This window comes from Caulobacter sp. S45 (genome assembly GCF_009765965.1).
Taxonomy (GTDB): domain Bacteria; phylum Pseudomonadota; class Alphaproteobacteria; order Caulobacterales; family Caulobacteraceae; genus CAHJWH01.
Genome location: NZ_LMUL01000014.1, coordinates 2,281,356 through 2,306,597, shown reverse-complemented (window position 1 = coordinate 2,306,597; position 25,242 = coordinate 2,281,356). Strand labels below are relative to the sequence as shown.

General features: G+C 55.7%; 19 protein-coding genes. 2 read left to right on the top strand and 17 right to left on the bottom strand.

All coding sequences use genetic code 11. The features are described from left to right. Positions 1-100: 100 nt before the first annotated feature. The 4 genes from GSQ87_RS17745 to GSQ87_RS17730 form a co-directional block, all read right to left on the bottom strand. Positions 101-1,537: a hypothetical protein gene (locus tag GSQ87_RS17745; RefSeq protein WP_158916711.1), complete on the bottom strand. Its 1,437-nt coding sequence runs from the start codon at positions 1,535-1,537 to the stop codon at positions 101-103. A gap of 288 nt (positions 1,538-1,825) precedes the next feature. Then, complete coding sequence (locus GSQ87_RS17740; RefSeq protein ID WP_158916709.1) at positions 1,826-3,595, bottom strand: glycosyltransferase; 1,770 nt, start codon at positions 3,593-3,595, stop codon at positions 1,826-1,828. 16 nt (positions 3,596-3,611) lie between these two features. Further along, a complete protein-coding gene (locus tag GSQ87_RS17735) occupies positions 3,612-4,913 on the bottom strand; it encodes a glycosyltransferase (RefSeq protein ID WP_158916707.1) in 1,302 nt (433 codons plus the stop codon). A gap of 92 nt (positions 4,914-5,005) precedes the next feature. Beyond that, complete coding sequence (locus GSQ87_RS17730; RefSeq protein ID WP_158916705.1) at positions 5,006-6,118, bottom strand: DegT/DnrJ/EryC1/StrS aminotransferase family protein; 1,113 nt, start codon at positions 6,116-6,118, stop codon at positions 5,006-5,008. Positions 6,119-6,376: 258 nt separating this feature from the next. Between GSQ87_RS17730 and GSQ87_RS17725 the strand changes: the two genes are divergently transcribed. Next, positions 6,377-7,036 (top strand): acetyltransferase, encoded by a 660-nt coding sequence (locus tag GSQ87_RS17725; RefSeq protein WP_158916703.1) that lies wholly within the window; start codon positions 6,377-6,379, stop codon positions 7,034-7,036. A gap of 191 nt (positions 7,037-7,227) precedes the next feature. Here GSQ87_RS17725 and GSQ87_RS17720 read toward each other — a convergent pair whose 3' ends face one another. The 13 genes from GSQ87_RS17720 to rfbC form a co-directional block, all read right to left on the bottom strand. Next, positions 7,228-8,361, bottom strand: coding sequence for a methyltransferase domain-containing protein (locus tag GSQ87_RS17720; protein ID WP_158916701.1), 1,134 nt, complete (start codon positions 8,359-8,361; stop codon positions 7,228-7,230). Between the two features lie 280 nt (positions 8,362-8,641). After that, positions 8,642-10,192, bottom strand: a complete 1,551-nt coding sequence (locus tag GSQ87_RS17715) for a glycosyltransferase (RefSeq protein WP_158916699.1) — start codon at positions 10,190-10,192, stop codon at positions 8,642-8,644. Next, positions 10,192-12,525 (bottom strand): glycosyltransferase, encoded by a 2,334-nt coding sequence (locus tag GSQ87_RS17710; protein ID WP_158916697.1) that lies wholly within the window; start codon positions 12,523-12,525, stop codon positions 10,192-10,194. Before GSQ87_RS17710 ends, GSQ87_RS17715 begins: the two co-directional genes overlap by 1 nt. 1 nt (position 12,526) lies before the next feature. Continuing rightward, positions 12,527-13,003, bottom strand: a complete 477-nt coding sequence (locus GSQ87_RS17705) for a hypothetical protein (RefSeq protein ID WP_158916695.1) — start codon at positions 13,001-13,003, stop codon at positions 12,527-12,529. A 681-nt stretch (positions 13,004-13,684) separates the two neighbouring features. Further along, positions 13,685-14,644 carry a GDP-mannose 4,6-dehydratase gene (locus GSQ87_RS17700; protein ID WP_256375893.1) on the bottom strand — a complete coding sequence of 320 codons (960 nt, stop codon included), beginning with the start codon at positions 14,642-14,644 and terminating at the stop codon, positions 13,685-13,687. 34 nt (positions 14,645-14,678) lie between these two features. Further along, positions 14,679-15,659, bottom strand: coding sequence for a GDP-mannose 4,6-dehydratase (gene gmd / locus GSQ87_RS17695; protein WP_158916691.1), 981 nt, complete (start codon positions 15,657-15,659; stop codon positions 14,679-14,681). A gap of 56 nt (positions 15,660-15,715) precedes the next feature. Further along, entirely contained in the window at positions 15,716-16,915 is a 1,200-nt protein-coding gene (locus GSQ87_RS17690) for a class I SAM-dependent methyltransferase (RefSeq protein WP_254063070.1), read from the bottom strand. Positions 16,916-17,146: 231 nt separating this feature from the next. After that, on the bottom strand, positions 17,147-18,625 hold the full coding sequence (locus GSQ87_RS17685; RefSeq protein ID WP_216839380.1) for a glycosyltransferase: 1,479 nt from the start codon (positions 18,623-18,625) through the stop codon (positions 17,147-17,149). 283 nt (positions 18,626-18,908) lie between these two features. Beyond that, positions 18,909-21,302, bottom strand: coding sequence for a glycosyltransferase (locus GSQ87_RS17680; protein ID WP_158916684.1), 2,394 nt, complete (start codon positions 21,300-21,302; stop codon positions 18,909-18,911). A gap of 217 nt (positions 21,303-21,519) precedes the next feature. Continuing rightward, positions 21,520-22,617 carry a dTDP-glucose 4,6-dehydratase gene (gene rfbB / locus GSQ87_RS17675; protein ID WP_158916682.1) on the bottom strand — a complete coding sequence of 366 codons (1,098 nt, stop codon included), beginning with the start codon at positions 22,615-22,617 and terminating at the stop codon, positions 21,520-21,522. A gap of 3 nt (positions 22,618-22,620) precedes the next feature. Further along, the gene (rfbA, locus tag GSQ87_RS17670; protein ID WP_158916680.1) at positions 22,621-23,493 is read right to left on the bottom strand and encodes a glucose-1-phosphate thymidylyltransferase RfbA; all 873 of its coding nucleotides are present in this window, start codon (positions 23,491-23,493) and stop codon (positions 22,621-22,623) included. A gap of 4 nt (positions 23,494-23,497) precedes the next feature. Continuing rightward, positions 23,498-24,352, bottom strand: a complete 855-nt coding sequence (gene rfbD, locus GSQ87_RS17665; RefSeq protein ID WP_254063166.1) for a dTDP-4-dehydrorhamnose reductase — start codon at positions 24,350-24,352, stop codon at positions 23,498-23,500. A 20-nt stretch (positions 24,353-24,372) separates the two neighbouring features. Beyond that, positions 24,373-24,948: a dTDP-4-dehydrorhamnose 3,5-epimerase gene (gene rfbC, locus GSQ87_RS17660; RefSeq protein ID WP_254063165.1), complete on the bottom strand. Its 576-nt coding sequence runs from the start codon at positions 24,946-24,948 to the stop codon at positions 24,373-24,375. Here rfbC and GSQ87_RS22860 point away from each other — a divergent pair. Beyond that, a partial coding sequence (locus GSQ87_RS22860; RefSeq protein WP_254063176.1) for a hypothetical protein occupies positions 24,832-25,242 on the top strand: 411 nt, incomplete at its 3' end. The two genes, rfbC and GSQ87_RS22860, sit on opposite strands and share 117 nt — an antisense overlap.

The window sequence follows — 25,242 nt, the reverse complement described above, 5'->3', positions numbered from 1 at the left end:
CGAGGGTCAAAAGCGCCATACCCGTGGTCACGATCAGCGATTTGACGCACTGTTACAAAATGGCGGCCTTGCTCGCTGCAACCTACCTTGACTGCTGAATTTAAAGGGTTTGAACCTGAAAATTCGACACCTCAGCCTTGGAAATTCTCACGCCGACCCGTCCATCTCCCGAATCCTCGCAGAAACCGTTCGCCTCCAAAAGCAGTTTTTTATCGGAATAAACTTTCCCACAATTGCCGATCACAATCAGCTCCACGTCGGCCACTCTGCCGTAGAATTCGCATCCACATTTCTCTGACCAGTTTCCGTCTATATTGGTCCAGAATGCTAAACGGCTGACATAATCCGCCTCACGAGCCAGAGTGACCGCGATCATATTCCGATCTTCGGGCCCTTTATATCTTGCAATAATACAAGACAGTCCATCAATGTTTTTAGAAACATCCAGAGTTGCGCTTATCTTTACGTCTTGAGCGGAGATATTGCGAGCTAGCGCCATGCCCAGACCCGCTTCGGAACATCGGAAAGAATCGTGCGTCAAACTGATCAAATTTTCCGAAACCATTTCCCATTTCGTTGCTATAATGCGTTTGTTTTTCAACTCGGTGATTTTCTCGGAAGCCCAATAGGACTGCACGGGCTGACCAAGAAGTTGAGAAGTTAACGGCATAGCTGTCCGGCCATGGCAAAGGTCAGCGACCTCAAGCAACCGCAGCTCGTTTACCCCTCCAAAGGGACCAATGCTATGATAATCCTTTTCCTTAAAGCTTCCCGAGTCCAGAATCCAGAGACCGGTCATCCCGTTGCTTCGGCCAGCGCGCTCTTTGAATTCCGAAACTCCGACAAAGAGGCTGTCAGGCGTGGCGGCAAGGCCTCGCGTATAGGCCAACTCATCGTCGCAGACCCACAGCGGAACGCCACTTTCCAGGTCGACGATCGCCTGACGACCGCTGTGGCAAGATATCGTAGTCGACTTGTCCCTAAGCCAGATGTTATGCAATCCCGTGCACTCGAAATGCGTCGTACCAACAAGTTTGTAATCGCCTTTCGACACCTTTAAGGCAAAAGATCCCTTGCCGAAATTGTTGGCTAATAGATAAATAAATTCATCGTCTTCAGTGACGGAATTAATATGGTTGCCGACGTCGATGCCGCTTCCGCAACGATCCCAGATAGCTCTGGAATATCGGTACTGCCGAACCGACCAATCTTTTGAATTCACAACGCTCAGACAATTTCGGCCGGTATTAGTTGCAAGAACAACTTCGTTCAGGCACAATATTTGATGAGGTTGCGAGAGAAAAGGCTGCGATAAACTATGTCCGCACGAAAGAACCCCCACCTCAGAATCCGCATAGTCCACGAACGTCTGCAAAGATGCATTGTCCAAATTTGAATGACTTAACGTTATCGAATCCGCACCGTCAAACCAGGATATGCCATAATACTCCCCCCTACCGTCATCAACAATATAGGTTTGCCTCGAATCGGTATTGTATCTAAGAAGATAGCGAGGAGTAGAAACAAGCAAATTCACAACCGCACACTCCCTCAATAGAATTTCAAATGCCCATATAGTTGAAAATCGCGATTGCCGAATTATCGGCTTAAACTACACGATCATTCATCAAATGAGAATGAATTAATAGTGCGCTCCGCAAGCAAGCCATTGATTGGATGCCGGTCGGGGTCGATCCCGATCAGCCCGCACAAAAACTACCTGATCCTCACGCTAAAGCCCCTCTCAATTAGAGCCGGACCGAAGGTACGGTTTAAGCCGGCGACAGGAAGGGGTCCATGCAATCCCGGTCTAAACTGGGAACATTCAATGCGCCCCCCCCCCTGGTCCACCCGTCAAGAACCGGACCTGCCCCAAGCCAAACCCCATCGCGCGACCGTCGGCGCTACCCATATCCGATGGTCGGCTCAGCTTACGCGTATTGATCGCGACCGTGACCAGCCCTTCCGGCAGGCCGTTGATAGTCACCATCAAGCTATGCTTGTTTCCACTGTCGCTGATCGTGATTCGGCTAGCTGGATCATCGTTGATTGTAATCCACCCCATAAACTCCGCACCCTCGTAGGGCGGCACGCTAAGATGGAGCTCGATGGCATGGGCGGCGCTCCCCGGCGCGTTCCAGAAGCGGAGGGTTGAACGGCCAGAGCTTGACCAACGGCCCCAGTCCTCCTTTGGCCACCACCCCTCAGCCGTCAGATCGGATTGGTCTTCCGAATTAAAGCTGATCTCACCGGCATCTACTCGGGCGACGCCAAGCGGGGGGGCCATGATTAGTTGCTCGAATAAGGCGATAAGCTCATTGGTGTTCTGCCTGAGGCTGCGCGGGAACTTCTCAATCGCTTGAAGTTGACGCGACAGAACCTTATCCCGATCACGAATTGTTTCGCCGATCCTAGCCGCAAGCTGAGAAGGCGACGTCGGATTGAACAGGAAATGTTCGCGATCTTCTATCGGTAGAAATTCACGCGCTACGGCTCCATCCGCGATTAGGATCGGCGTCCCCATGGATAGGGATTCGAACGCCGTAAACGGGAAACCGCCCTCAAAGGGCGAAGGATGAACCGTGACCGCAGCGCAGCGATATACGGCGGCATGGACCTCTGAAGGTAGTTGAGCCAGCGCGATCACATCCCATTGCAGGCCACTATCAGTGATTTCCTTACTAAAGGCATCCTGCGGAGCCGTCCACGAGATGGGTGCCGTTACAATGATTTTGGTGTTGGCATAGGTTCGACGCATCTCAAGCGCCGCCCGCAACACGATCCCCGTATTTTTATGCGGCCGTGCGCGGGTGGAAACCAATGCATAATCCACCTCCTCGAACGGAAACCCTTTCAATATATTACCAAGTAACCGCCTTTGCCATATGTCGCGATTCGGGCGATCCTCAATCGGAGTCAAGGCCTCGTCCGCTAGATAATCTCGGATACGATCCGCCGCTGCTTTTTTGGAGGTAAATGAGCAACCCGTCACATCTGCATAATCAAATCGGGCATGCGGCAGCACCACAACACGCTCTTCGCTGATGCCGAAAACTTTGCAGATGTGATTTTTTTTTACATGCTCCGAAAAGCAAATAAATCGCGAGACAACTGAAGCCATTTTTTTTGTGGCTTCATATTGGGGCTCAATATTGATTTCAGGAGGGAACATTGTGAAATATTCCGAAAATACCCAGTCAGCAAAGATAGTCGCGACTGGTTTATTCGCTGCAGTTAAAATTGCATAATGGGGCTGCAGGGTAAACCAAACATCAACGCCCTTCTCGAACGCACGTATCCAATCACCAACTTCCAGATCGATTTCGATCGAATGAAAATTACGCGACACCCTATCCGGTGCCCCAATAACGACCACATCTGCTTGCAACTCGGGAGGAAGGTGGTCGCGCCAAACTTCGAATGCCTCAACCGAATTTTGGGAAAGAACTAGATTAAATTGCAACGCACCTGGCGACGCCCCCTTAACCAAGAGAGTTAAGTATTGGAAAATACCCTCCCCGAATGGGGATCGATGCTCGCCAGAAATAAGCATTCCAACACGAATGGCTTTATGCTCCCGAGTGAAAACTGCCATTGAATTGCAATCCATCTCAAGCGACCTCAGTTAGGGAGTGCTCTAAAAGCATGGATAATTTTGATTTGAACACAACAGCATCATCATCATCAAAATTGCACGTCGCCGCCGCCCCCTGCTCTATTAGCTTCTTTTCCATACCCTTCAATGCAATAGCGGCACCTTCCACATCCCAAGGATCGAAAGTCTCTGCATTGATCCTGAAATGATCGACAATTTCCATCATCTGGGGATAGACGGATACGAGCGAACGGGTTCCGAGGCGCGCAGCTTCAATTACAGAAAATGTACCGTTGTCGTAGAGAACGTTATGCCAGAGGAAAGCTGCATCCGACAATAAACTCTTGTAGCGCTCGGTACTTAGAGTACCAGCCAAAATTAAGTTTTCGATCAAGGCCGGACTCTTCTTAATTTTATGATGGATTTTGTCCACCCATGGCAGCCCACATGGCTGAAGATAAAGTTCTGTCGTGGGACCGCACATGATACAGGCTAAGCGCCCATCAAATTCTTCATAATACCGCTCAAGCGCCTCCACAGCTCTCTCCTGATTCTTGTGCCGAGTAGTGTTTGTCACCCACAGGAAATACGGCCGCTTCGATTCCAAGAGCTGAAGCAATGGCGAAGATGGCGACTGATCCATTCCCGATTCAGTCACTTTATATGGAATGGATGATGTTGAAATCTTTCCAGAGAAAAAGCGTTTCAACTTCTCAGTCTTAGCTCGACTCCGATCCAGATCGCCTGAATCTACTGAGAATAAAGGCGCATTGGCCATTGGAAGTAGGTGGACTTTGGAACTGGGGACGCCAGCATAGCTGACGGCATCTCGCCCAGTTTGCACCGACGTTACCAACACGCCGCGGCTATTTTGCATGGTGATGGATTGCCAGCCGTTCATCAGCCAATGCGAATCCACCGGATTTGAACTATATATCTCCGGTACAACTCGCTGAATGAAATCAGGCGCATATACCAAATAAGGCTTAAGAGGCATGATCGGTCCATGCCCAAATATTCCCGTCAAAAGTATCCAAACATCAGCAATAACAATATCCATCGCGCCGTTAACCGCCTTTGGATAGGTCATCCCCCCACAATCCTCCAGATTGGGCTCGATAGAGCCGACGAAGGTTGAAAACCTAAACTCCGTTGGATTCCAGGGCACATGCTCAAAGGCGATGACATTTACCGCCTTATTCAATCCGATGATTGCATCAAGGTTATAGCCGAGCGGCACGCACAAACTCACCTCAACGAGTTCATCTCTTATGCTCAACTCAACTAATGTGTTGCACAACAGTATGGCGAAATTCACCATACCTCCAAGCCACCCATGAGGCATTATTACTGCGCAACGCATTTCATTCTCCGATAGCCGGCTATATATTCGATAAATTAGCGCCGGCCTTAAGCCGCAACACTCCTGCGTTTGGCTTTCTGCAGGATATTCATCATGGCGTCGCAGATAAAATCGACTTGGTCGTCGTCCAGCCCCGGATAACTGGGCAGGCTTATGCCCCGTTGAGCGATGTCTTGGGCGACAGGCAGGCTGAGGTCCGCGCGAAAGTGAGGCGGCATTTGGTGAGCACAATAGAATACCGGTCGAGTTTCGATGCCGCTCCCCTCCATCTCGGCCATCATCACCTCCCGATCGACACCATCGGGCACGAGCAGGCTCACGAGCCAGTCCGAGCTGACAACATGATCGGGGACATCCTGAAACCGCACCCCCGAGTTAACAAGATTAACACGGTAACGACAGCCAATTTCACGCTTTCGTGCCAGAATAGAATCGATACGTTCAAGCTGCGCGACCCCTATACTGGCGGCGAGATTAGTCATGCGGTAGTTGAAGCCAAGCTCGGAGTGCCAATAGCGCCGGCTAGGATCCTGGCCCTGCCCTTTCACGATGGTCAACCGCTCGGCCAGCGCGGCGTCATTGGTCGTGACCATCCCGCCTTCGCCTGTGGTAACGGTCTTGTTGCCAAAGAAACTGAAGGTGCCGACCGCGCCGAACGACCCGACGTGTCTTCCCCGGTAGGTCGAGCCGAGAGCCTCTGCACAATCCTCGATGATCTTGAGCCCATACCGCTCGGCAAGAGCGCAGAGAGAATCCATATCGCATATTGCACCGTAGAGGTGCACGGCCATGATGGCGCGCGTTCGATCCGTAATCAGACTTTCAACGTGACCGACATCCAGCAACCAATCGTGCGCGTTCGAATCGGCAAAGACGGGAACCGCGCCGGTCTGCACGATGGTGTTGACTGAGGCTATATACGTGAAGGACGGGACAATCACTTCATCGCCAGGAGCGAGACCTAGGCAGTGAAGAGCAAGATGAAGCGCCACCGTACCGTTGGATACGACCGTCGCGTGTTTTATGCCCGTATAGCTTTCAAAGTTTTTTGCAAATCTATCGACGTATTCACCTTTGGAGGATATCCAACTGCTGTCGAATGCATCGAGTAGATACTCGCGCTCGCGCCCGGAGAGGTCAGGCTGATAGACGTAAATCATGTGGCCGCTCTATAATTTTTTTGGACGGTCAGCTCGGCTGGTAAGGCAGGCTGGCCCTCATAACGAGCCGATTAGCTCGAATCGATTTGACATATGTGAAGTGATCCTGTCCAGCCCGGAGCGGCTAGACGCCCTCGGCCGTTGGCCTCGCGCGCCAACAGAACCGGATGGAGGCCGGCTTCGAACGCGATTGACATCGTCACCATGGCGGTCGAGCGCTGGGTCGCGATATGGGTTAAAAGGTAACGGGGAAATTTGATGAACAACGCATCCGAGCATCAGAGGCGTGAGCCGGTTGTAATTGTTGGATCTGGCGGGCACGCCAAAGTGGTGATCGAGGTCTTCCGAGCGGAGGGCCGTTATATTATAGTTGGTTGTACCGACGCGAACGCTGCCGCTGTCAACGTACTGGGCGTTCCCATTTTGGGCGACGACCGCCAGTTGCTCCGTTTACGCGAGTCGGGTGTGCGCAGCGCTTTCGTCGCACTGGGCTCTAACAGCTTGCGCCTAAGGATCGGACGAGGCTTGCTGGAACAAGGTTTTGATGTTCCAAGCGCGGTGCATCCATCGGCTACCGTTTCGCCGAGCGCCCGTCTCGGCCGTGGCGTAGTGGTCATGGCCGGCGCCGTCATCAACGCTTGCGCCAAGATCGGGGACTTCTGCGTCGTCAATACGCTCGCGGCGATCGACCACGACTGCGTTCTCGGCGCTGGCGTCCATGTCGCCCCCCGCACGGCCCTTGCGGGCGGCGTAGAACTTGGCGACGGAGTTTTCCTGGGCGTAGGCGCCTCGGTGATCCCGGGAATGAAGATCGGCGACTGTGCCATCGTTGGAGCGGGCGGCGTTGTGGTCCGCGACATTCCGGCCGGCGCTATGGTGATGGGCATCCCGGCTCGGCCCCGCAAAATCATGGATTGACCCGGCATGGGGGCACGAAGAACCGCCGCCCGTAGCTTTACGCCCGGCCGGTCTTCCTAGAGGGTCGCGCTAACCGCGCTCACGAGCCTGGGATAGGTGAGCGGCCCAATCCGCCGGCGTGACCTAGGTCCCCCACTTGAACTCAGCGGGATCTCAGGTGTCAGCGTCCGGCGCTTGCAGCTCACGAGCCGTCAACCAAGTCCATAGCGATATATTTCAGGCTCCAAACGCGCCGTCAGATCACATGAACCATTTGTCCAAAGTCGGAACTCCAAACCAAACGTCGTTTGAGGTAAGTCGAGATTGACATATATATGCTTATCCCCAAGCCGAGGCGGAAGGTCGACCCTAGACAGTACGATGTTTTCATTTACGGAGAATACCTCGGCCCATCCTGGACTCCCCTTCGTCTCATACGGCTGCATCGTAAACCGGACTACGAAACTGCCTTCCGGTAGAGGGGCGTAGGGGCCGAACACGAGCGCGCCCTGCCACCCCCGCGGCGCATGCGCCCAGGAGCCATCCGGCGCTCGCGAAACCGGACGCTGGCTTTGCGACAGTTTGGCCAAGCGTCTTGCGAAATGCTGGCGCATTAGGGACCGCGTAAAGGCATAAATTGCAGGGACGTCGACTTCACGTTCAACCTTGATCGCCTCACACCACCAGGAGAAAGCGGCTTCAGGCCTTTCTTCGGCTTCACGGATTCGGCGCTCCACCGTCCATCCTCCCTCGCCAGAAACCTGGTCGAGCGGCAAGAGACGAGCGTCCGGCGTTTCGCAAAGCCAATGCCCCACCATCTTGATTACGTCGAACCCGGCAAGTGAAGCAAGTTTGAAGGCGTCTTGGGGACTAAGTTCAATTGTGTGTTCCGGATGGTTCCATCTCAGTGCATTACTAATCTCTCGATTTGGACTATCGAAAAGAAGCCGCCCGCGAGGCTTTAGAACTCGGGCGCTTTCGACGAAGAAGCCAGCCAGTTCTTCCCACCAAAGATGCTCTATGGTTTGGCCTGCGAACACCAGATCTGCCGTACCAGTCGCCACAGCCTTCATGTCACCCGCGGTATTTGGGATCCATTCCACATTATCCTGCAACCCCTCGGGCTTTGGAATGTAGAATTCAAGGCCGATATGTCGCTCGGGGCGACCGAGATTTTGGTCGATCCACTCGAAATAGCCCAGTCCATTACACCCCACACTCACCATCGTACCCTCGGCACCCTTGGTCGCGCGCAACTCCCTCGTACGCAGCGCATGCAGGATATGAGTGAAGCCGGCCGCCGTGGCGGCTTCGATCTCGACGTCCCATTTCTCAGCATTTTCCATATCAACTCCAGATTTAAGGGCTCTGAGATGCTTGGCGTTAAGATTTTCGACGCTGCCGGCGAAACGAAAACGCAGGCCGATGTGGCCCTATAGGGGCGTTCTTTCAGTTAAGGCCCGGCCTCCGAGACCGACACCCACCTAACGCGGTGAAGTCGAGATCGAGACGTCGCTGTTTCTTTTAGAGGATCGTTCACTGCCCCCCCATGACCGATCCACTTTCATGCAAGCCCCCGTTCACGCACCATGCAGACCGTCGCAGAGAACCACGCCCTGGTACGCATCAAATTAGCGATTCATTTCTAAAGCTTCCCAACATTCGCCTCTCTGATTCTTGAAGTAACCCCTCAAGCTCATAAAGTACAATGGCCTCGCTCCAGAACCACCTCAAGAAATCACCGACGCCCTCCAGATCATTCAAGGGATATTGCGCTCGAATAAAGCGGTTGAATTTCCATATCATCTTAGCCATCGTTGGGATATCAGCCGCGTGCTTCGGAAGCTCGACGCTCTCGGCATATTCCTTGAAGCCTTCGGACCGCACATATCTGTCCAAGACGGCCGAGGAACGCCTTCCGGTATGCAGTATCCAATCGATTAGATCTGCCCTACGGTCGGCCCCCTGCAGCGTCCAGTCGAAATTCACGGGATGAATATCGATCGTTTCCTTCAATATAGCGTCAAATTCGGGCAAATCGAACCAATCCACGCCCTCTGGGATGACCGCTTGAAAGAAAGGGCTGCGTCTCGCTTCGAGCCATCGATCAATCAAAGTCAGAAAACGCTGCTTGATCAAACGACCGGCGTAATTTTGCGCGTATCGCTTTGCCCCCCGGCGCGCTAAATTTTCCCGGCTATCGTCGTCGCCGAGCAGGGCCTCCAGCGCGGCGCCTATCTCTACCGCCGAGACGGCGTAGACTGCAGCGTCTCCACAAGTCTCAGGAAGCGCTGCAGCGGCGTTAGATATTATCGGCAGATTGAACGCCATCGCTTCGATCGCCGGAACGCAAAATCCTTCGTGATGGCTTGCGGTTAGATAGACATCGCAATGTCTATAGTAGCTTGCCAACGCGTTTGGGGGAACCAAAGGGTGATAACTTATGCAATCGGCCACATTTAGGTCGAGAGCAATCCGGTGGAGTTCGTCCGAGTAAACCCTTAATCGCCCATCGTGCGATCCCACGACATGGAAGTGCGCTCGAACACCACTCGCTTCCATGTATCGAGCAAAACCCTCAATCATGTTGATATGACCCTTGTTGGGCACAACCCGACCAACGGTCAATATATTCATTGACGAATGCATCAAATATTCTACAGTTCCGGGTTCTTCTTCTTCGAGAAGAAGATTGTCAACCTGATGAAATGGGGCCACCACATGGCAAAGACGGCTTGATACACCACGAGCTGTTAATTCGCTCTGATTATAAAGCGAGTCGGAAATAAACAGCTCGAAACCGATTTCAGCGAACTCGGAAATCATCGAGCGCCCGTGCTTGGTCGCCCAGGTCAGACCTGCTGAATAACGCGCCATAAAACGACTCGGTGTGACGTTGTGATATTTAAGCGCCACTCCACAATTCAATTGACGCAGTATTGCAACCGCGTAGGGATCTGCAGTGCAAAAATGGTAGATTAATAAATCATCTTGTGAATTAAGCCTCCATGTGATTTGATCATATGGAAGGGCTGAAATCGCCGTTGAGGAATGTCCGGAAATTGTAAACATATGGACCTCAAACCCAGCGAGCTCCAGGGCCTTATACATTCCTGACGCATCATTACTCACCGCATCGCCGGTCGAGAGATCCGGAACCATAATTCCGATACGCATCACAGATCTCCCTCGTGCGCACTATATTCCGGAAAGATATTGGCGATTTGAGATCGGAATACCGACTTGCGCGCCTTAGACGTGAGAATATCAACGACCTCACCTTGGCGCGCAAGCACAACATCGCGCGCATTCATCGCCGCCTTGACTCCTTGGATAAAGTCCTCCTTACAGATCGCCTTACAAAGCAGAAGTTTCGAAGACAGAGGACCAAGCACCTCCTCTACCGTCGGCAAGTTCGTTGCGACGACCGGGGCTCCATACATCAACGCCTCAAGAATCTGCGGTGGAAAATTTCCCTCGATGATTGACGTCAAACAAAGAGCAACGCAATTTTCATACAACCACTTCAATACACCTTCGCTTGACCTAGGCAGAAAGATGATTTCGTTCGAGAAACCGTGAAGCTCCGCCGCCTCTCTCGCGGGTGCGTGTGTATCAAGATGGCACGTAAGCACCAACCGAAGGCTTGGATATAATTTGCGCAAATCTGCAAAAACATCCAATAAGAAATCTATCCTTTTATTGGGCCTATTGGCGGTAGGATAGAAAAGGAAGGGACAAATGCCCACCTTCTCGAACATCATTCGGGCCTCACTCCAGGTCAACGGCCCTGCTCTAAATTCCCCAAGAAATGGGATTGGCGCCACAATAACCTTCGACACATCTTCCACTGAAACAAATCCCGCATCGGGAATATAATTTTTTGTAAAGCTTGAATTTGTAAGTATAAATTCGGCCTTGCCCGCAAGCTCCACGCCTACGCGTTTATTTCTGGCGTCAACATCACGCGACTTGTCAAAAATCTCCGACGGAACAAGGTGCGGAAAATAGTCCGGAAGATAAAGCGTCAACCTTTTTGTTAGCAAAAGAAATTCTGGGAATAGATAATAATGGGGAACAAAAACTGACGTCACGATCGACAATTTGCTGATAGTCGAAACAAGATCCAATCTGAGCTTTACAGCATGAGGGGAGTCTCGCTGCTCGTCTTGATAGTCCAGTTCAAATATTGCGACATCCCCTCCTTTAATGCGGTCTATAAAGAAATCATATACCGCAGGAGTGGATGACTTCGCACAGCTTACCAGGCAACGCACGGCGTTGCCTTCGGATAAGGTCGAAACGATTGAGTCGACCACACGAGGAATTCCCTCGAACGCAAAGGCACGCCCGTTCCGATGACCGAATAAGCCGCCCGCATGGAGTGGGATCATGACAGTTGGACTTCCATCACTACAAACTTCAGTTGCACGGATGATGGAGCCATCCAGCTTGACACTGGCTTTTCTTTGATGAATATCTGCGATGAGCTTGCCGAATACCTCCCTGAAACGGCACTGGACCGCCTCTCGGTCGTATCTCTGGCGCGTCTCCTCCTGAGCGGAAATCAACTCTTCGGCGAATTGGCGGTCCCCGCCAAGCAGGCGCCGCAGTTTCCTCTTAGCTTCAGGAACGTCATTGGCCACATTCGGACTTCGAGGCCCTAAAAATCTCGCCAGCAGTGAACCCCTAACGCAAACGACGGGCCCCCCCAACTGCATCATCTCTATGGGTGGCAGGTAACAGACTTCGTCTGAAAAATTATAGTAAAAAGCTGCAGACCTACGAATTCGCTCCAGAAAATCCGACCTGTTTAAAGTCCCCACCAAGCGAGCGTCGTTGGGTACTGCGCGCTGAGGCCCATAAATACGGAAATACTGCTCACTGAAGCATGAAGAAAATTTATGATATTCATGAGAAAAATAAGGATTTTGAATATTGGGAATACTCGTCGCGATTTCACTACGGCAGTCCTCGAACCTCCACTTCTTTTCACAATCGAATATATCGTCAGGTATTTGATATGGAACGAAATCATAGACGAGGTCGAGAAACCATCGGTGCTCGTTTTCCACGGACTCCGGGCAGAAAGGCACAATGTAGAAATTTTCCCTCGACATTAGTGTCCGCCAGAGGCCGATATCGATGATTTTTTCTGAGAGAGAAAAGTGCTGCCCATATATTCGGTATATGATCGGGCCCTGGTATGCGCGCAACATCGTCGCGAGCCAATCAGCGCTTATGGTCACCACCACAGCGTCGAAGTATGTATTTAATATAGAAGAAATCTCGGGCGTAATTGGCTTGTAGAAAAAATCATAAGCCATTAACTGAGCAAATATATCAGCCGGAAGCGTTGTAGGCTGACCTTGATCGACAGTCAAATCAGCCGATTGATCGTATATAGGCGATATATAAGCAGGATTAAACACCTCGACTTGAAGCTCTCGGAACGAGCGCAATTCGGTGGGCTTCAAAACCTTATGCATGCCAAGCCAGAATATTCGCATGTTATTTCTCTTCGCGTTGGCTTTGATTTTTTAAATGAATCAGTATTAAATCGGCCACCCCGCCGTCTCCTAAGGCGGAAACGAATAAATTATGTTTTGCCTGCGGCAACGAATACAGGTCATTCAAAAATCCTTCGACTGCGCCGGTTTCGGAGACGCGCTCGGCAGCGCGGCGCAGTTCAGTCTCGCTCGGAGGCCGCTTGACCGTTGCGGCGTAGGCCCCTTGAACGAATTCCCGTATGATATCCTGGTCGAAGCGCTTTCGCGCTTCATGCTGGCGCATCAATCTTTCAATAAATTCGCTCAAGGTCATCATGCCGCTTATGAGCGCCGTCGCATACTCCTGGCGGGCCGGATCGTCGAGGCGCCGCGCCAGGATCGCCTCGGCCACAGCGTCGACGAGCGGGAGCGCTCTCTGAGCGAGCGCATCTCGCAGGAGCAGCGTGTTGTAAGTCCGGGTAAGAAGCAAATTCCGCAAGATCCGAATCGATCGCCGGGCTAACCGAACTCCGCGGTGAAGTTTGGTCAGTGGCGACCGGCCAGCGGGGCGACCCCGAACAGCTGCCTCGTTTGACGCCAGGTCGGTCTGCTTAGACGGCATTCGCACTCTCGTTCATCTCGGACGGGTACGCTATGAATTAGCGACCTATTCATGTCCAGCAGACGTTGGACCGCTGGGGCGATCCGACCCGTTCGGACGCGCCAAGCCGAGGACAGCCAGAAACGATGGCGCCTCTGCCTCCGTACAGGCCCCGAACCTGGATCGCGCCCCAACGATCACCCTCGCAACCGCTTCGCCAGGAATCGGCCGCGTAGATAAGGGGTGCGCGGGGTTAGAAAAACTCCGGGCGAAGCACTCCGCCAGCGAAACGGAGGCGGCGTTATATTCCACTACCCTTAGGCTGACCGCCTTCGTTCAAGGCCCTCTCTTCCCGGCCGACGGTGTAAGCGGATCGACGCGGCTGGACCCCCTGCGTCCGATCAACCGCGCAAGCTCAGTAAGGCCCCCGTATTGGCTCTGCACGCGTCGAACCGTGGCAGGCCGGGGGGGGAGGGGGGGGCGGCATGTGCGGCGCGCGTCAACTGGATCGTAAAATCACGCTTCTTGGCTGTTCGCAGACGGAACTCATCGGGCATCCGATAAGCCCGACGTCCGCGCCTAGCGAGCAGGACCACCTGTCGCGAGGCTTTGCATTACCGCCTCACGTCGCTCCTCGAGAACTTCGGCCAAAGTGTCGGCGAGTGGAATACAGGGCGTCCAGCCGAGACCCCGAAGCTTCGAGGCATTCCCCACCACCCGCGGTATAGCCGCGGGCCTAAGCCGCCGGGAATCCACCTGGACCTCGATCTTGACCTTGGCCAGCGAAAGCATTTGCGCCAGAAGGTCTCCGATACGCACCGAAACGCCGGACGCCACGTTGAACACGCTCCCCGCAGGAAGATCCTTACGACGCTTCAGCACCATCTCGTAGGCATTTACAACATCGGAGACGTCCAGAAAGTCTCGTTCGTCGTCGAGGCTGCCAACCGAAATGACCGCTGGTTGCAGGCCCGCCTCTATGCGTGCGATCTGGCCGGCGAAGCTGGGGACCACGAAGGCCTCGTTCTGGCCCCTGCCTGTATGGTTGAAGGCGCGCATGACAGTCGCTGACAGGCCCGCAGCCGAAGCCTGCCGCACGAGAATGTCCGCCGAGGCCTTGCTGGCGGCATAGGGATTTACAGGCTGGAGCAGCGCCGCCTCGTCAACCGCATGGCCCAGATTCAGACTGGAACCGTACACCTCCGCACTACTCACAAAGAGAAGATGGGCGTCGGGCGCATGCTCCTGAAGCGCCAACACCACGTTCAAGGTCCCGCCTAGGTTGACCCTCCAGGCGGCGCGAGGATCCTTTACCGAAGCGGTCACCGCCGCAACCGCCGCGAGATGGACGACTACATCGGGCTTTTGCCGGGCTATGCAATCCGACACCTGTTCAGCGTCAGTCATGTCGACGCCGTCCGCCCCAGCCCCAGGCCCCCCAGGAGTGTTTAATGACCAGTTGGAATGCCTTGCCTCCAGCACGGCGATCAAACGCCGGCCAACAAAGCCGCTCCCGCCTGTAACGAGAACGCGCGTCAAGATGCGGGACGGTCGGCGGCAGGCACTGGGCGCATCAAACCCGCCTTGAACGCAACCGCTCAAGGTCGGCGTCCACCATTTCCGTGATCATCGATTCCAGCGTAGTGTCGGCCTGCCAGCCGAGCTTGGAATGCGCCTTGGCTGGATCCCCGAGCAGCACATCGACTTCAGCAGGACGGAAAAGATCCGGATCAATGAAGAGATGGTCGTCTAGATTCAACCCGACATGCCGGAATGCGATTTCGCACATGTCACGAACCGTGGTGGTGCGACCGGTGGCGACGACATAATCCTCACCTTGATCCTGTTGAAGCATCAGCCACATGGCACGGACATAATCCCGGGCATGGCCCCAGTCACGCTTGGCGTCGATATTGCCGAGCGGCAATTTCTGAGCAAGACCAAGCTTGATGCGCGCGGCGGCGTCCGTAACCTTGCGCGTCACGAACTCGATTCCCCGCAGAGGACTTTCGTGATTGAACAGGATGCCAGAGCTAGCGTGCAGTCCGAAGCTTTCCCGATAGTTGACCGTAATCCAATGGCCGTACAATTTGGCGACGGCATATGGCGAACGAGGATAGAAGGGCGTCTTCTCGCTTTGGTGCGCTTCCTGAATGAGCCCGTACATCTCCGATGAGGACGCTTGATAAAAGCGCGCTTGCGGCCGCATGACACGCACCGCCTCAAGAATGTTTGTCACGCCAAGGGCCGTCACCTGGGCCGTTAGTAGGGGCTGGTGCCAGGACGTCCCGACAAAGGACTGAGCCCCGAGATTATAAACCTCGTCCGGCTCGATGTCTTTCATCAAGCGCAGCATGCTAGAGAGATCGGTCAAATCGCCGTCGACGATCCTTACGCGATCAACGATGCCGAGCCAACGGAGACGCCCATCTTGGAATCCCCCGGTGCTGGTTCGACGCGCCATACCGAAAACTTCGTAACCCTTTTCCAGCAACAGCTGGGACAGGTATGCGCCGTCTTGACCTGTTACACCGGTAATCAACGCCCTAGGCAAACGGAACCCCCTTCAAATAGTTGTCACAGCAACCATCAGATCGCATCGATGCGCTTCTAGATGATCTCGATTTCAGGAAAAGGAAATATGAGTTTTCCGCCACGCGCGGTAAACTCTTGTTCTCGCCGAAGAATACCCTCCTTGAAGTGCCACGGCAAAACAAGAAAGTAATCCGGCTCCATCGCCTTAGCTTCAGCTTCGGAGATGATGGGAATTCGTGTCCCAGGCGTCACACGCCCATATTTCTCAGGATTGACCTCAGCGATAGCGGGAACCTCTGCGGTCGTCAATCCGCAAAACTGCAAAGTCACGTTCCCTTTGGTTGAGGCACCATAACCCAAAACCTTCTTTCCGTCAGCAGCGAGCGCCTTCAAAAGGCGCAACAGATCAGCCTTGTGCCGGAACACGCGATCCTCAAACTCTCGGAACGGCCTAACTGTGCCTAGCCCCATCCGCTCTTCCTGGCCCAATAGCCAGTCGATCACCGCACTGTTGGGCAGACGGCTCGAGCTCTTGGGGGCGGCGGTGACGGCAAAACTGCCCCCGTTCACCCCATTCATCTGCACGTCGATCAGCTTAAGGTCCGCAGCGTCGAGAATTCGCAATACAACGCCGAGCGAATAGTATTCCAAATGCTCGTGACAGATCGTATCGTAGGACACCGTCCTAAGCATTGCCGGCATATAGCTTTGCTCGAAATGCCACACGCCGTCAGGCGTTAAAACGGAGGCTACGTCGCGAGCAAACGCAATGGGGTCGTCGAGATCGTAAAACATCGCGATGGATGTAACGATCTTGGCCGACTTCTTGCTGACTTTATGAAAGTTCGAAGCAGAGAAGAAATCGGGCACAAGGGATATGTCGTCTGGATAGTAAGCCTTGAATTTAGCCCCCGTCGGATCGATACCAATCCGATTCAAACCCGGCTTCGAATAGGCCTTTAACGATGTTGCATCGTTCGACCCAATGTCGAGGACGGTGTCTCCCGGCTTCAAATCTACTAACTTTTCCAGAAACCCGACTTTCTGTGTCAGATGGCTCACCATCGAGGCGTTCAAGCCCGAACGGTAACCGTAGTTGTCACCGTACATCTCGCTCGGATCGAAGCTATGCCCAAGCTGGAGAAGCCCACTGTCTGGACACCAAACGAGTTCGAGCGGGCCCTCGGTCACAGACTCACCGGGCCGGGGAAATACGCCCGTCAGTTCCTGATGCCCGAGATGGAGCACCGGGATAAGATTGCGGCTTCCGCTCACACGACACCGCTCGAGACGCTGATAGCTACCGTGCATAAAGTCCCTCGGCCATTGCGATACGAAACGAACCGCAGGCGCCTTTCCTAGCCGCTTGGATTTCCACGTCAACGCTACGCCCCCAATGGGACCGTTCGCCCTGGTGGACGAGAGCGAGCGCATTTCGCTATTTAGCAGAAGCGGCGTGCATACGCCATTTTCACGACAATGGTATGCCGCCTTGCCTCGAGGCGCCTAGACATCCGCATCGCGGAACATTTCGGGCCTGAAGCCGCCGGCCCCGGCCAGACGATGCAGGCTCTCGTCTTGAATGTCGAACCCTGACGGATGAAGCGGGTCGTTCACCAAGGCGCTCCCCCACCGTTCCACGAAGCGCCTGTATTCCGCATCGCGCTGACGGCTGAACCCCGAACTCGTCCTCAGCGTCCGGATCGAGGTGGACTCCATGTGGATCAGAACCGACGCCGGCTCGAACAAGTTGATCCATCCTGATCGCCGGAGGCGCAGGCCCAGATCGACGTCCTGCAGATATGTCCCGAGCTGCTCGTCGAAACCGTTCAGGGCCTCGAAGGCCTCGCGCCGGACGAGCAGCACGGCGCCTGTAAGACAACTGACCTCGCGCGGCGCGACCGCGGTGAAGAGGTAATCCTCTTGAGGGAGCTGCGCTCCCCGCAGGACGTGGCCGGCTATACCTTGGAAGCCGAGATACATCCCCGCATGCTGCACCCGTTCGTCAGGATAGAGCAGAAGCGGGCCGACGGCGGCCACATCGGGCTCGCCCAACCTTGCTAGAAGGCGGCGCAGCCAATCCTCGCTGACGGGGGCGATGTCGTCGTTGAGGAACAACAACGGCCCCGCCGCGCCTGTAGCCCGGGCGCCCTCGTTACACAGGCGGGAGAAGTTGAACGGCGTGTCGCGTCGGAGGATCTTCACTCGAGGGTCCTGCGACAAATTCTCAAGCGTAGCTAGTGCATACGGGTTGGTTGTGCCGTTCGAAACGATCACCACCTCCGCCACCTCGTCCGCCGGCCGGGCGAGGAGTCCGCGAACCAGTTGGCGCGTGAGATGGCCCTTATCGCGTGTGCAAACGACGATCGAGGCCGCCTCGCACGGTAGCGCCGAGGGCGTGCGGCCAGACGCCAAGGCCACCTCGCGTCGCTTTTCGACGTCTCCTACGTCGATCGCCGCCTGGAGGATCGGCTGACCGACATGACGCCAGCGCCCCCGCGCCTGAAGCGTCGAGGTTCCCTTCAGCCAAGCGAGCACCAGTTCGTGAGCCCGGACACGCGAGCGGTCAACCTCGGGCGAGATTAGCCAGCTACGCAGGGCTACCCGATCGAACAGATAGTCCGTCGCCCTCAACAGAGATGGATTCGCGCCCGGCAACAGAACGGGAAAGACGCGACCGCTTTTACAGTGAAAGAGATCGAAACTCACTACCTCGGCAATCCCGAAACAGGTGATCTGAGCGAGTTCATGCGGAAAACGTTCGCAAGGAATATCGCCCGCACGCAGGAACACGACCCAACGATCCGCTGACGGCGGCGGCGCGGAGTCGGACAGAATCTCGATGTCACCGCGCAGGCGGGAGATCGCCGCACGGGTGATGGCCAACGCCTGCGCACGCTCCGATCCGCCTTGGATCACGAAGCTGAGCGCGACATCTGGAGAAGCGTCTTCGTGGCTGTCCCCGCTCGGGCGGGGAACGCCCACCCACGGCGCCCACCGCTTCCAGGCCCCGTCCGTAAGAGATCGATCCCCATCCAGATCGGGAGTTCCCGCCGTGCGCGACCCGCCTTCATGCTCCCAGGCGAGATCGGCCTCCGCCACCTCTTCCCGGCTGCTACGGTCCGTCAAGCCCAGCCGCAAGGCGCCTAGCGCGCCTCGCCGCCGCAGCGTTAACACCACAAAGTTAGTGACCGGGCCCACCCCGTGAATCCGCATGGCGAGGATGAGCCGCCAGGGCGCAAACGCCATCCTAAAAGCGCGACTCACGTCAGATTTCCCGAGCAATATCGGTGCGGAACATCAGGTGGGCGAGGTCGAGATCGGAAAACGAGAGTTCGTGATCGTAGCCGCGATCTCGTGCAATCGCCATGGCTTCGCGAAACAGACCCAGATGCAGGTCCGCCCAGACCTGCAAACGACGCGCATCCACCCCCACCTCGCGCGCCAGGGCAAAAGCTTTCGGCATCACGACGCCGTGCCATCGGGGGCGCCATTGCGACCAGCTATTATGCGCATTTCCGGCGATCGCCGGCTTACCGTGCCACCAAGCGTCACATGTCCCGAAGCTCCGCAGGATCAACTCCGTGCACGGGATCGCCTCTATCAGATCGGAAAATGGCGCGCCGTCGAAGGCATGGTCATAGGCGGCGGAGAGCACGTCGGCCCGCCACAGGATTCCATATATCGCCGTGAAGAGATTGTCGGTCTGTTCCGCGGCCTTCCGGACCGTGATCAGGCCATCCGACGCCACTTGGTCCGCGATCGGCCGCGCCTCGGCGATCAGGTCGGCGGGGCGGTCCGCTGAGCTTAAGGCCGCTCTGTGGTAAACTGAAAAATTCGTGAACGCCAAGGGGACGCCGACGACACGCCTCAAGCCGGCGAGCATAGCGCGAAATCCGTCCGGCCGTATGAAGTCATCGTCGCCGATCACCCATACATATTCGGCGCCTCGATGGCGGACCGCCTCCCTTATCCCACCGAGCATCCCGACGTTAACCGGACTTTCTATCACGGTCAGCCGCGGATCGGCGATCCTTCGAAGAGCACGCACAGTGGCGTCTGTCGAGCCGCCGTCGACGACTAGCAAGTCTACGCCTGCCCCTACAGGCCCTATGACCTCCTTGAGTAGCCAGCGAACATTAGCGAGTACGAAATCGTGACGGTTTAACGTCGAGATCAAAATACGCAGGAAAATCGGCCGAGTCTGGATGTCGGGGGGAATCGTAGCTCGCGCCTTGGCGTAAACCCGTTCGACACCGGCGATGCGTTCCCGTTCCGCCCGCCCCCGCTGGACGCAGACGTCGTCATTGGAAGCCCCTTGCAAAGGTTGACGCCCAGGCAATAGGGCGGGCCAACCGCGCCGGGCCGCCTCCAATACAAACTCGGATCGGGCGCCCTTTTCCGGAAACGACAGGATATCGGCCTCGGCCAGATCGGCGAAGGCGCGCTCATCCAAGCTCGTCGGCGATCCGATCGGCGCGCGCACCCAGACGACGGCGAGATCGATTTCGGCCCTCGGGACAGCGGCCATCCGGGCCAGCACGCCTCGCGCATAGTCCTCCCACCGCTGAAACGGCCGTGCAACAATCTCCTCGCGCAGCCGGCGTAGACGCTGAGGCATTTCGCACAGCTCGATCACCGCCGCCTGTAACGCAGCCCCATCGCGCACATCAACCGTGTAGCAGCCCCCGTTTTCGGCGATTTCCGCCATCGACCCAAAGTTTGCGCACAGGCATGGTGTGCCGAGCGCCAAGCTTTCGCTAATGGGCAGCCCATAGCCCTCGTCCTCAGATACGAAGGCTGTGAAGTCGGCGTTGCGGAAAGCGCTGTGGAGATCGGCTTCCGACGCATAGTCCAAGTATCGGACCCAGGGGTGTCGGGCGATAAAGGCGTTGAAGGCCTCAGCGACATAAGGATGAAGCGAGCCGAGCACGACCACCTCACGCTTGGCGACCTCTCGGCTGAGTTGGCGGGCAGCCTGCATTGCGCCGAGGAATTCAATCTGCCGCTTTCGCGGCTCGACGGTGCCGATCAACGCGATGGTCGACTTGGCGCCGGCGCGCTTGGGTGGGGACTTGGCGAGCGAAGCGAACCCGCCGTCGGGCAGAATTAGCGGCACGATGGGCGGTGTGGGGGAAACGCCTCGCTCCCGCCACAGGTCGGTCAATTGCACGCCACTATCGACCGAAATAGGGAGGACGAGATCGCATCTCGTCAATTCGGCGACGTAGGCTTCATGCAGAGCCCGGCCGCCAGCATAGGCGGCGTTCTTAATCGGAATTAGATCATAAAAAACGCAGGCGGTTCGCATTCCTCGTTCGCGGCACCGGGTTATGATTCGCGACAGGGTTTCGACCCCATGGTCTTCATGCCAGGCCACTTCTGGAATAAACAGCCAAGCCTCCTCGAGCCGGTCTACCTGCTCGTGAAACGGTCGCCCGACACGGCGAGTCTGGCGAGGCAATCGCACACCGGTCGGCCAATCGCCCGGTCCGAACAGGGCATCGAGCTCCCAGGCGTCGACGAAACGCAGGCCGCCCTCCAGTCCGTCCCAGCGAACGAGGTCGAAATCCGCCAAGCCGGCGAGAGCGCGAGCCGTCTCTAAGGTAACCCGATGAATGCCGGACCGCCGCTTTTGCGTGATGGTGGATCCGACCAACATCAGAACACGGGGAAGGGGGGAACCGGTTTGCGTCACGCACCTTGACCATAAGTTAAGGGAGAGCCCCGTCGCGTCGCCTCTTAACGGCCACAGCCAGGGGGTGGAAGATCCAAATTCAAGCACGGCACGAGCCGCCAAGGCGCTCAGCGGATCGGCTCAGCTTCACGTGACAGCCCATCCTCCCACCTTGGCCATGGGCGGCTCGCCCGCCACGGGTTTAGATTGAAGGAGCGGACGTCAAACCCAGCCGCCGCCCGTCGTAGCGGCGACGCAAGGGTTCCCACCAGTCCGCGCGGTCATGATACCATTTGACGGTTTTCTCGATGCCAGTGGAAAAACTCTCCTGAGCGCGCCAACCCAGCTCCGTCTCCATCCGCGTGGGGTCTATGGCGTAGCGGTGGTCGTGACCTGGCCTGTCCTCAACAAATCTGATCAGATCCCGATAGAGGCCGCCCGCACGAGGCCGTAAGGCCTCGAGTGCATCACATATCGCTTCGACCACTTGAAGATTTGTCCGCTCGTTTCGACCGCCGACGTTATAATTTCTGCCCACTTGGCCATGTCGCAGGATCAACATCAACGCCCTAACGTGATCCTCGACATGCAGCCAGTCGCGCACGTTAGCGCCGCGGCCGTATAGAGGTAACGGGAGACCGGACAGTCCGTTTATGATTGTAAGAGGGATCAATTTTTCCGGAAATTGATAAAACCCGTAATTATTGGAGCAATTGGATATTATCGCAGGGAAACCATAGGTTTCGACCCACGCCATAACAAGATGATCGGACGCCGCCTTCGATGCAGAATAAGGAGATCGGGGAGCATATGCCGTTTCTTCAGTAAAAAACCCGTCATTTCCAAGACTTCCATAAACTTCATCAGTCGATACATGCAGAAATCGAAATTTTTCCCTTTTTCCTTCACCAAGCCCCCTCCAATAAACGAGACTTTGCTTCAATAGCCCATGCGTTCCCACTATGTTTGTAGTTACAAATGGATCCGATTCAGCAATCGATCGATCCACATGCGATTCGGCCGCCAAATGAATTATAGCCGTCGGGGTAAAATCACCCAACGCCTGAGCCAACACACTCGAGTCGTTGACGTCAGCTTCCAGAAATAGATAACGATCGCTCGAAGTTACATCCATTAAATTGGACAATGAGCCTGAATAAGTCAAGGAGTCTAAATTCAACACAGCCGCTGGTGTCGCATTTATCAGATAGCGAACCACCGCCGACCCAATAAAGCCTGCGCCCCCGGTCACTAGAATGCGGTCGGATTCAAAGAACTCATGACTGAACACCGCTTGCATGGCTCAACCCCGCTCCTCTGCAACCCTTAGGAGATATTGGCCGTACCCGCTCTTGCCGAGTTCCGCCCCGAGGGCGGCGAGTTGGTCGACGGAGATGAATTTATGTTCAAACGCGATCACCTCAGGGCAGCTAATGCGCTCGCCTTGCCGGTTCTCCAATGCACGTACATAGCTGGCGGCGTCCAGCAGGCTATCTGGCGTGCCCGAGTCCAGCCACGCAGTGCCTCGCCCCATTCGCTTGACATGCAATCCACCATGCTCGAGGTAGATGCGATTCACATCGGTGATCTCAAGCTCGCCACGCGGCGATGGCTTAAGGCCGGCTGCAATTTCGACAATGCTGGCGTCGTAGAAGTACAGCCCCGTCACCGCCCAGTTCGATTTTGGATTTAACGGTTTCTCTTCAATCGAGGTCGCCCGCCCCGATTCATCGAACGTCACGATCCCGAAGCGCTCAGGGTCGGCGACCCTATACGAAAACACCGTCGCGCCACGCTCGCGTTGACGAGCGGACACCAGCAGGTCCGTAAGACCAGCTCCGTGAAATATGTTGTCTCCAAGAATTAGGGCCGAAGCCTCCCCCTCGACGAAGGACCTTCCTATGATGAAGGCTTGGGCAATTCCTTCAGGGCGAGGCTGGATTGCGTAGGTCAACGATATTCCCCAACGCCGCCCATCGCCCAGCAAACGCTGGAAAATTGGCATATCCACGGGCGTGGATATGATCAGGATTTCTCGAATTCCCGCCTGCATCAGAGTCGCTATCGGAAAATAAATCATCGGTCGGTCGTAGACAGGCAGCATTTGCTTTGACACGCCGAGAGTCATCGGATGTAGGCGAGTGCCGCTCCCTCCTGCGAGAACGATGCCCCTCACTGCATCAACCCTGAATTTGCATACATATTTCGTCCAAGCACTTGTCTAAACTGGCTCGCCATCCTGGCAGAGACACGCCAAATATTTCTTCCAACTTGGCGCAATTCAATCTGGAATTGGGCGGACGAGCGGCCAGGGTGGGATAGGCGGAAGTCGGAAGTGGATCAACCTCGGCCACCTGCAGTCCACGCTTGCCGCCGCTTTCGAAGATGGCTCGAGCGAACTCGGCCCAGGAAGCCGCCTGCGCACCTGCCATATGGAACACCCCCGATCGCCCTCGCCCCGCCGTGAAGGCAGTGGCGACCTGCAGTATCCCTGCAGCGATGTCGAAGCTGTAGCTGGGATTGCCGATCTGGTCGGCGACTACGCCGATCCGGTCGCGGCTTTGCGAGAGGGCCAGCATGGTCAACACGAAATTCCTGCCGTGCGGCCCATAGATCCACGAGGTGCGCAAAATCGCATAGTCCGCCCCCGATGCGGCAACGGCCTGTTCGCCCGCCAGCTTGGTGATGCCGTAAACCGTTCTTGGATCGACGCGGTCCGCCTCGGTATATTCGCCCAGTTTCAAGCCATTGAAAACGTAGTCGGTCGAGATGTGCAAAATCGGCACACCCAGCCTGACCGCCTCCGCCGCGAGGTAGCCGGGCGCGACCGCGTTCACCACGGTCGCACGCTGAACGTCCGTCTCGGCCCGGTCTACTGCCGTATATGCCGCCACGCTGACGATCATGTCTGGATGGGCCTCCGCCAGAGCGCGCGCACAGGCGCCGGGCTGTTCGAGGTCGAGATGTGGCCGCCCGACCGCGACTACCTCCACACCCTCTCCACGCGAGCGGGCGATCGCCTTTAGAGCCGACACGACCTGGCCATGGGTTCCCGTTACGACGAGCCGAATGTTCGCCTCCAATCGTCAATCGAGCTGTGTTCGTCGAAATTAAAGTGCGGTGGCGCATCTCGCATAAGGGGCGCGCGCCGATCCTTTTCGGATACCAATAACTCGGATGCATTAATTGGCCAGTTGATCGATATGTCAGGATCGTCAAATGCAATCGATCTGTCGTGATCATAGCTATAAAAGTCTGTTGTTTTATAGATAACCTCAACATCATCTGTCAGGGCGCAAAAACCATGAAGAAATCCAACGGGTATCCAGAACTGACTCCAGCCTTCGGCATTTAATTCTACAGCGACATGACGCCCATAGGTCGGGGACCCAAGGCGGACATCGACGGCCACATCGTATATTGCCCCCCGCACGACCCGCACCAGCTTCCCCTGGGCACGGGGCGAAGCTTGGTAATGAAGGCCGCGAAGCACACCTCGTGCGCGGGAGCGTGAATGATTTTCCTGCACAAAACGCGTCGAGCCAATCCGTTTATCGAAGATGTCCTGCCGGAAAACCTCCGAAAATACCCCCCTGCTGTCGGAGTGCAGCTTAGGTTTTACGAGAAACAATCCCTGTATCTCGCACCGCTCGACGTCCATGAATTGAGAAGTTCCCTTGAAGCGACACCGATCTACGACGCCGGTCTCATAAGCGATTTCGCCTCATTTGACCATCGCCGGCTTCTCCGAATCAACGCGCACATCAAAGTGCGAACGACCTCAAGCGCATCGGCCAGCGACGTGGGGTTTAACGGAGCCGGTGTGGACACCTTCCTGATGGAGCGGCCGGATCCGCGTCGACCCACGACAGCTGCCGCGGCGGAAGCATGCCTACACGCCTTCTCCGCGCCATGCCAAAAGCGC

Bases quoted from the DNA above. Each gene is read 5' to 3' on its own strand.
- GSQ87_RS17740 (WP_158916709.1), bottom strand. From the start codon at position 3,595: ATGGCAGTTTTCACTCGGGAGCATAAAGCCATTCGTGTTGGAATGCTT.
- GSQ87_RS17730 (WP_158916705.1), bottom strand. From the start codon at position 6,118: ATGATTTACGTCTATCAGCCTGACCTCTCCGGGCGCGAGCGCGAGTAT.
- GSQ87_RS17725 (WP_158916703.1), top strand. From the start codon at position 6,377: ATGAACAACGCATCCGAGCATCAGAGGCGTGAGCCGGTTGTAATTGTT.
- GSQ87_RS17720 (WP_158916701.1), bottom strand. From the start codon at position 8,361: ATGGAAAATGCTGAGAAATGGGACGTCGAGATCGAAGCCGCCACGGCG.
- GSQ87_RS17715 (WP_158916699.1), bottom strand. From the start codon at position 10,192: ATGCGTATCGGAATTATGGTTCCGGATCTCTCGACCGGCGATGCGGTG.
- GSQ87_RS17710 (WP_158916697.1), bottom strand. From the start codon at position 12,525: ATGCGAATATTCTGGCTTGGCATGCATAAGGTTTTGAAGCCCACCGAA.
- GSQ87_RS17680 (WP_158916684.1), bottom strand. From the start codon at position 21,302: ATGTTGGTCGGATCCACCATCACGCAAAAGCGGCGGTCCGGCATTCAT.
- rfbB (WP_158916682.1), bottom strand. From the start codon at position 22,617: ATGCAAGCGGTGTTCAGTCATGAGTTCTTTGAATCCGACCGCATTCTA.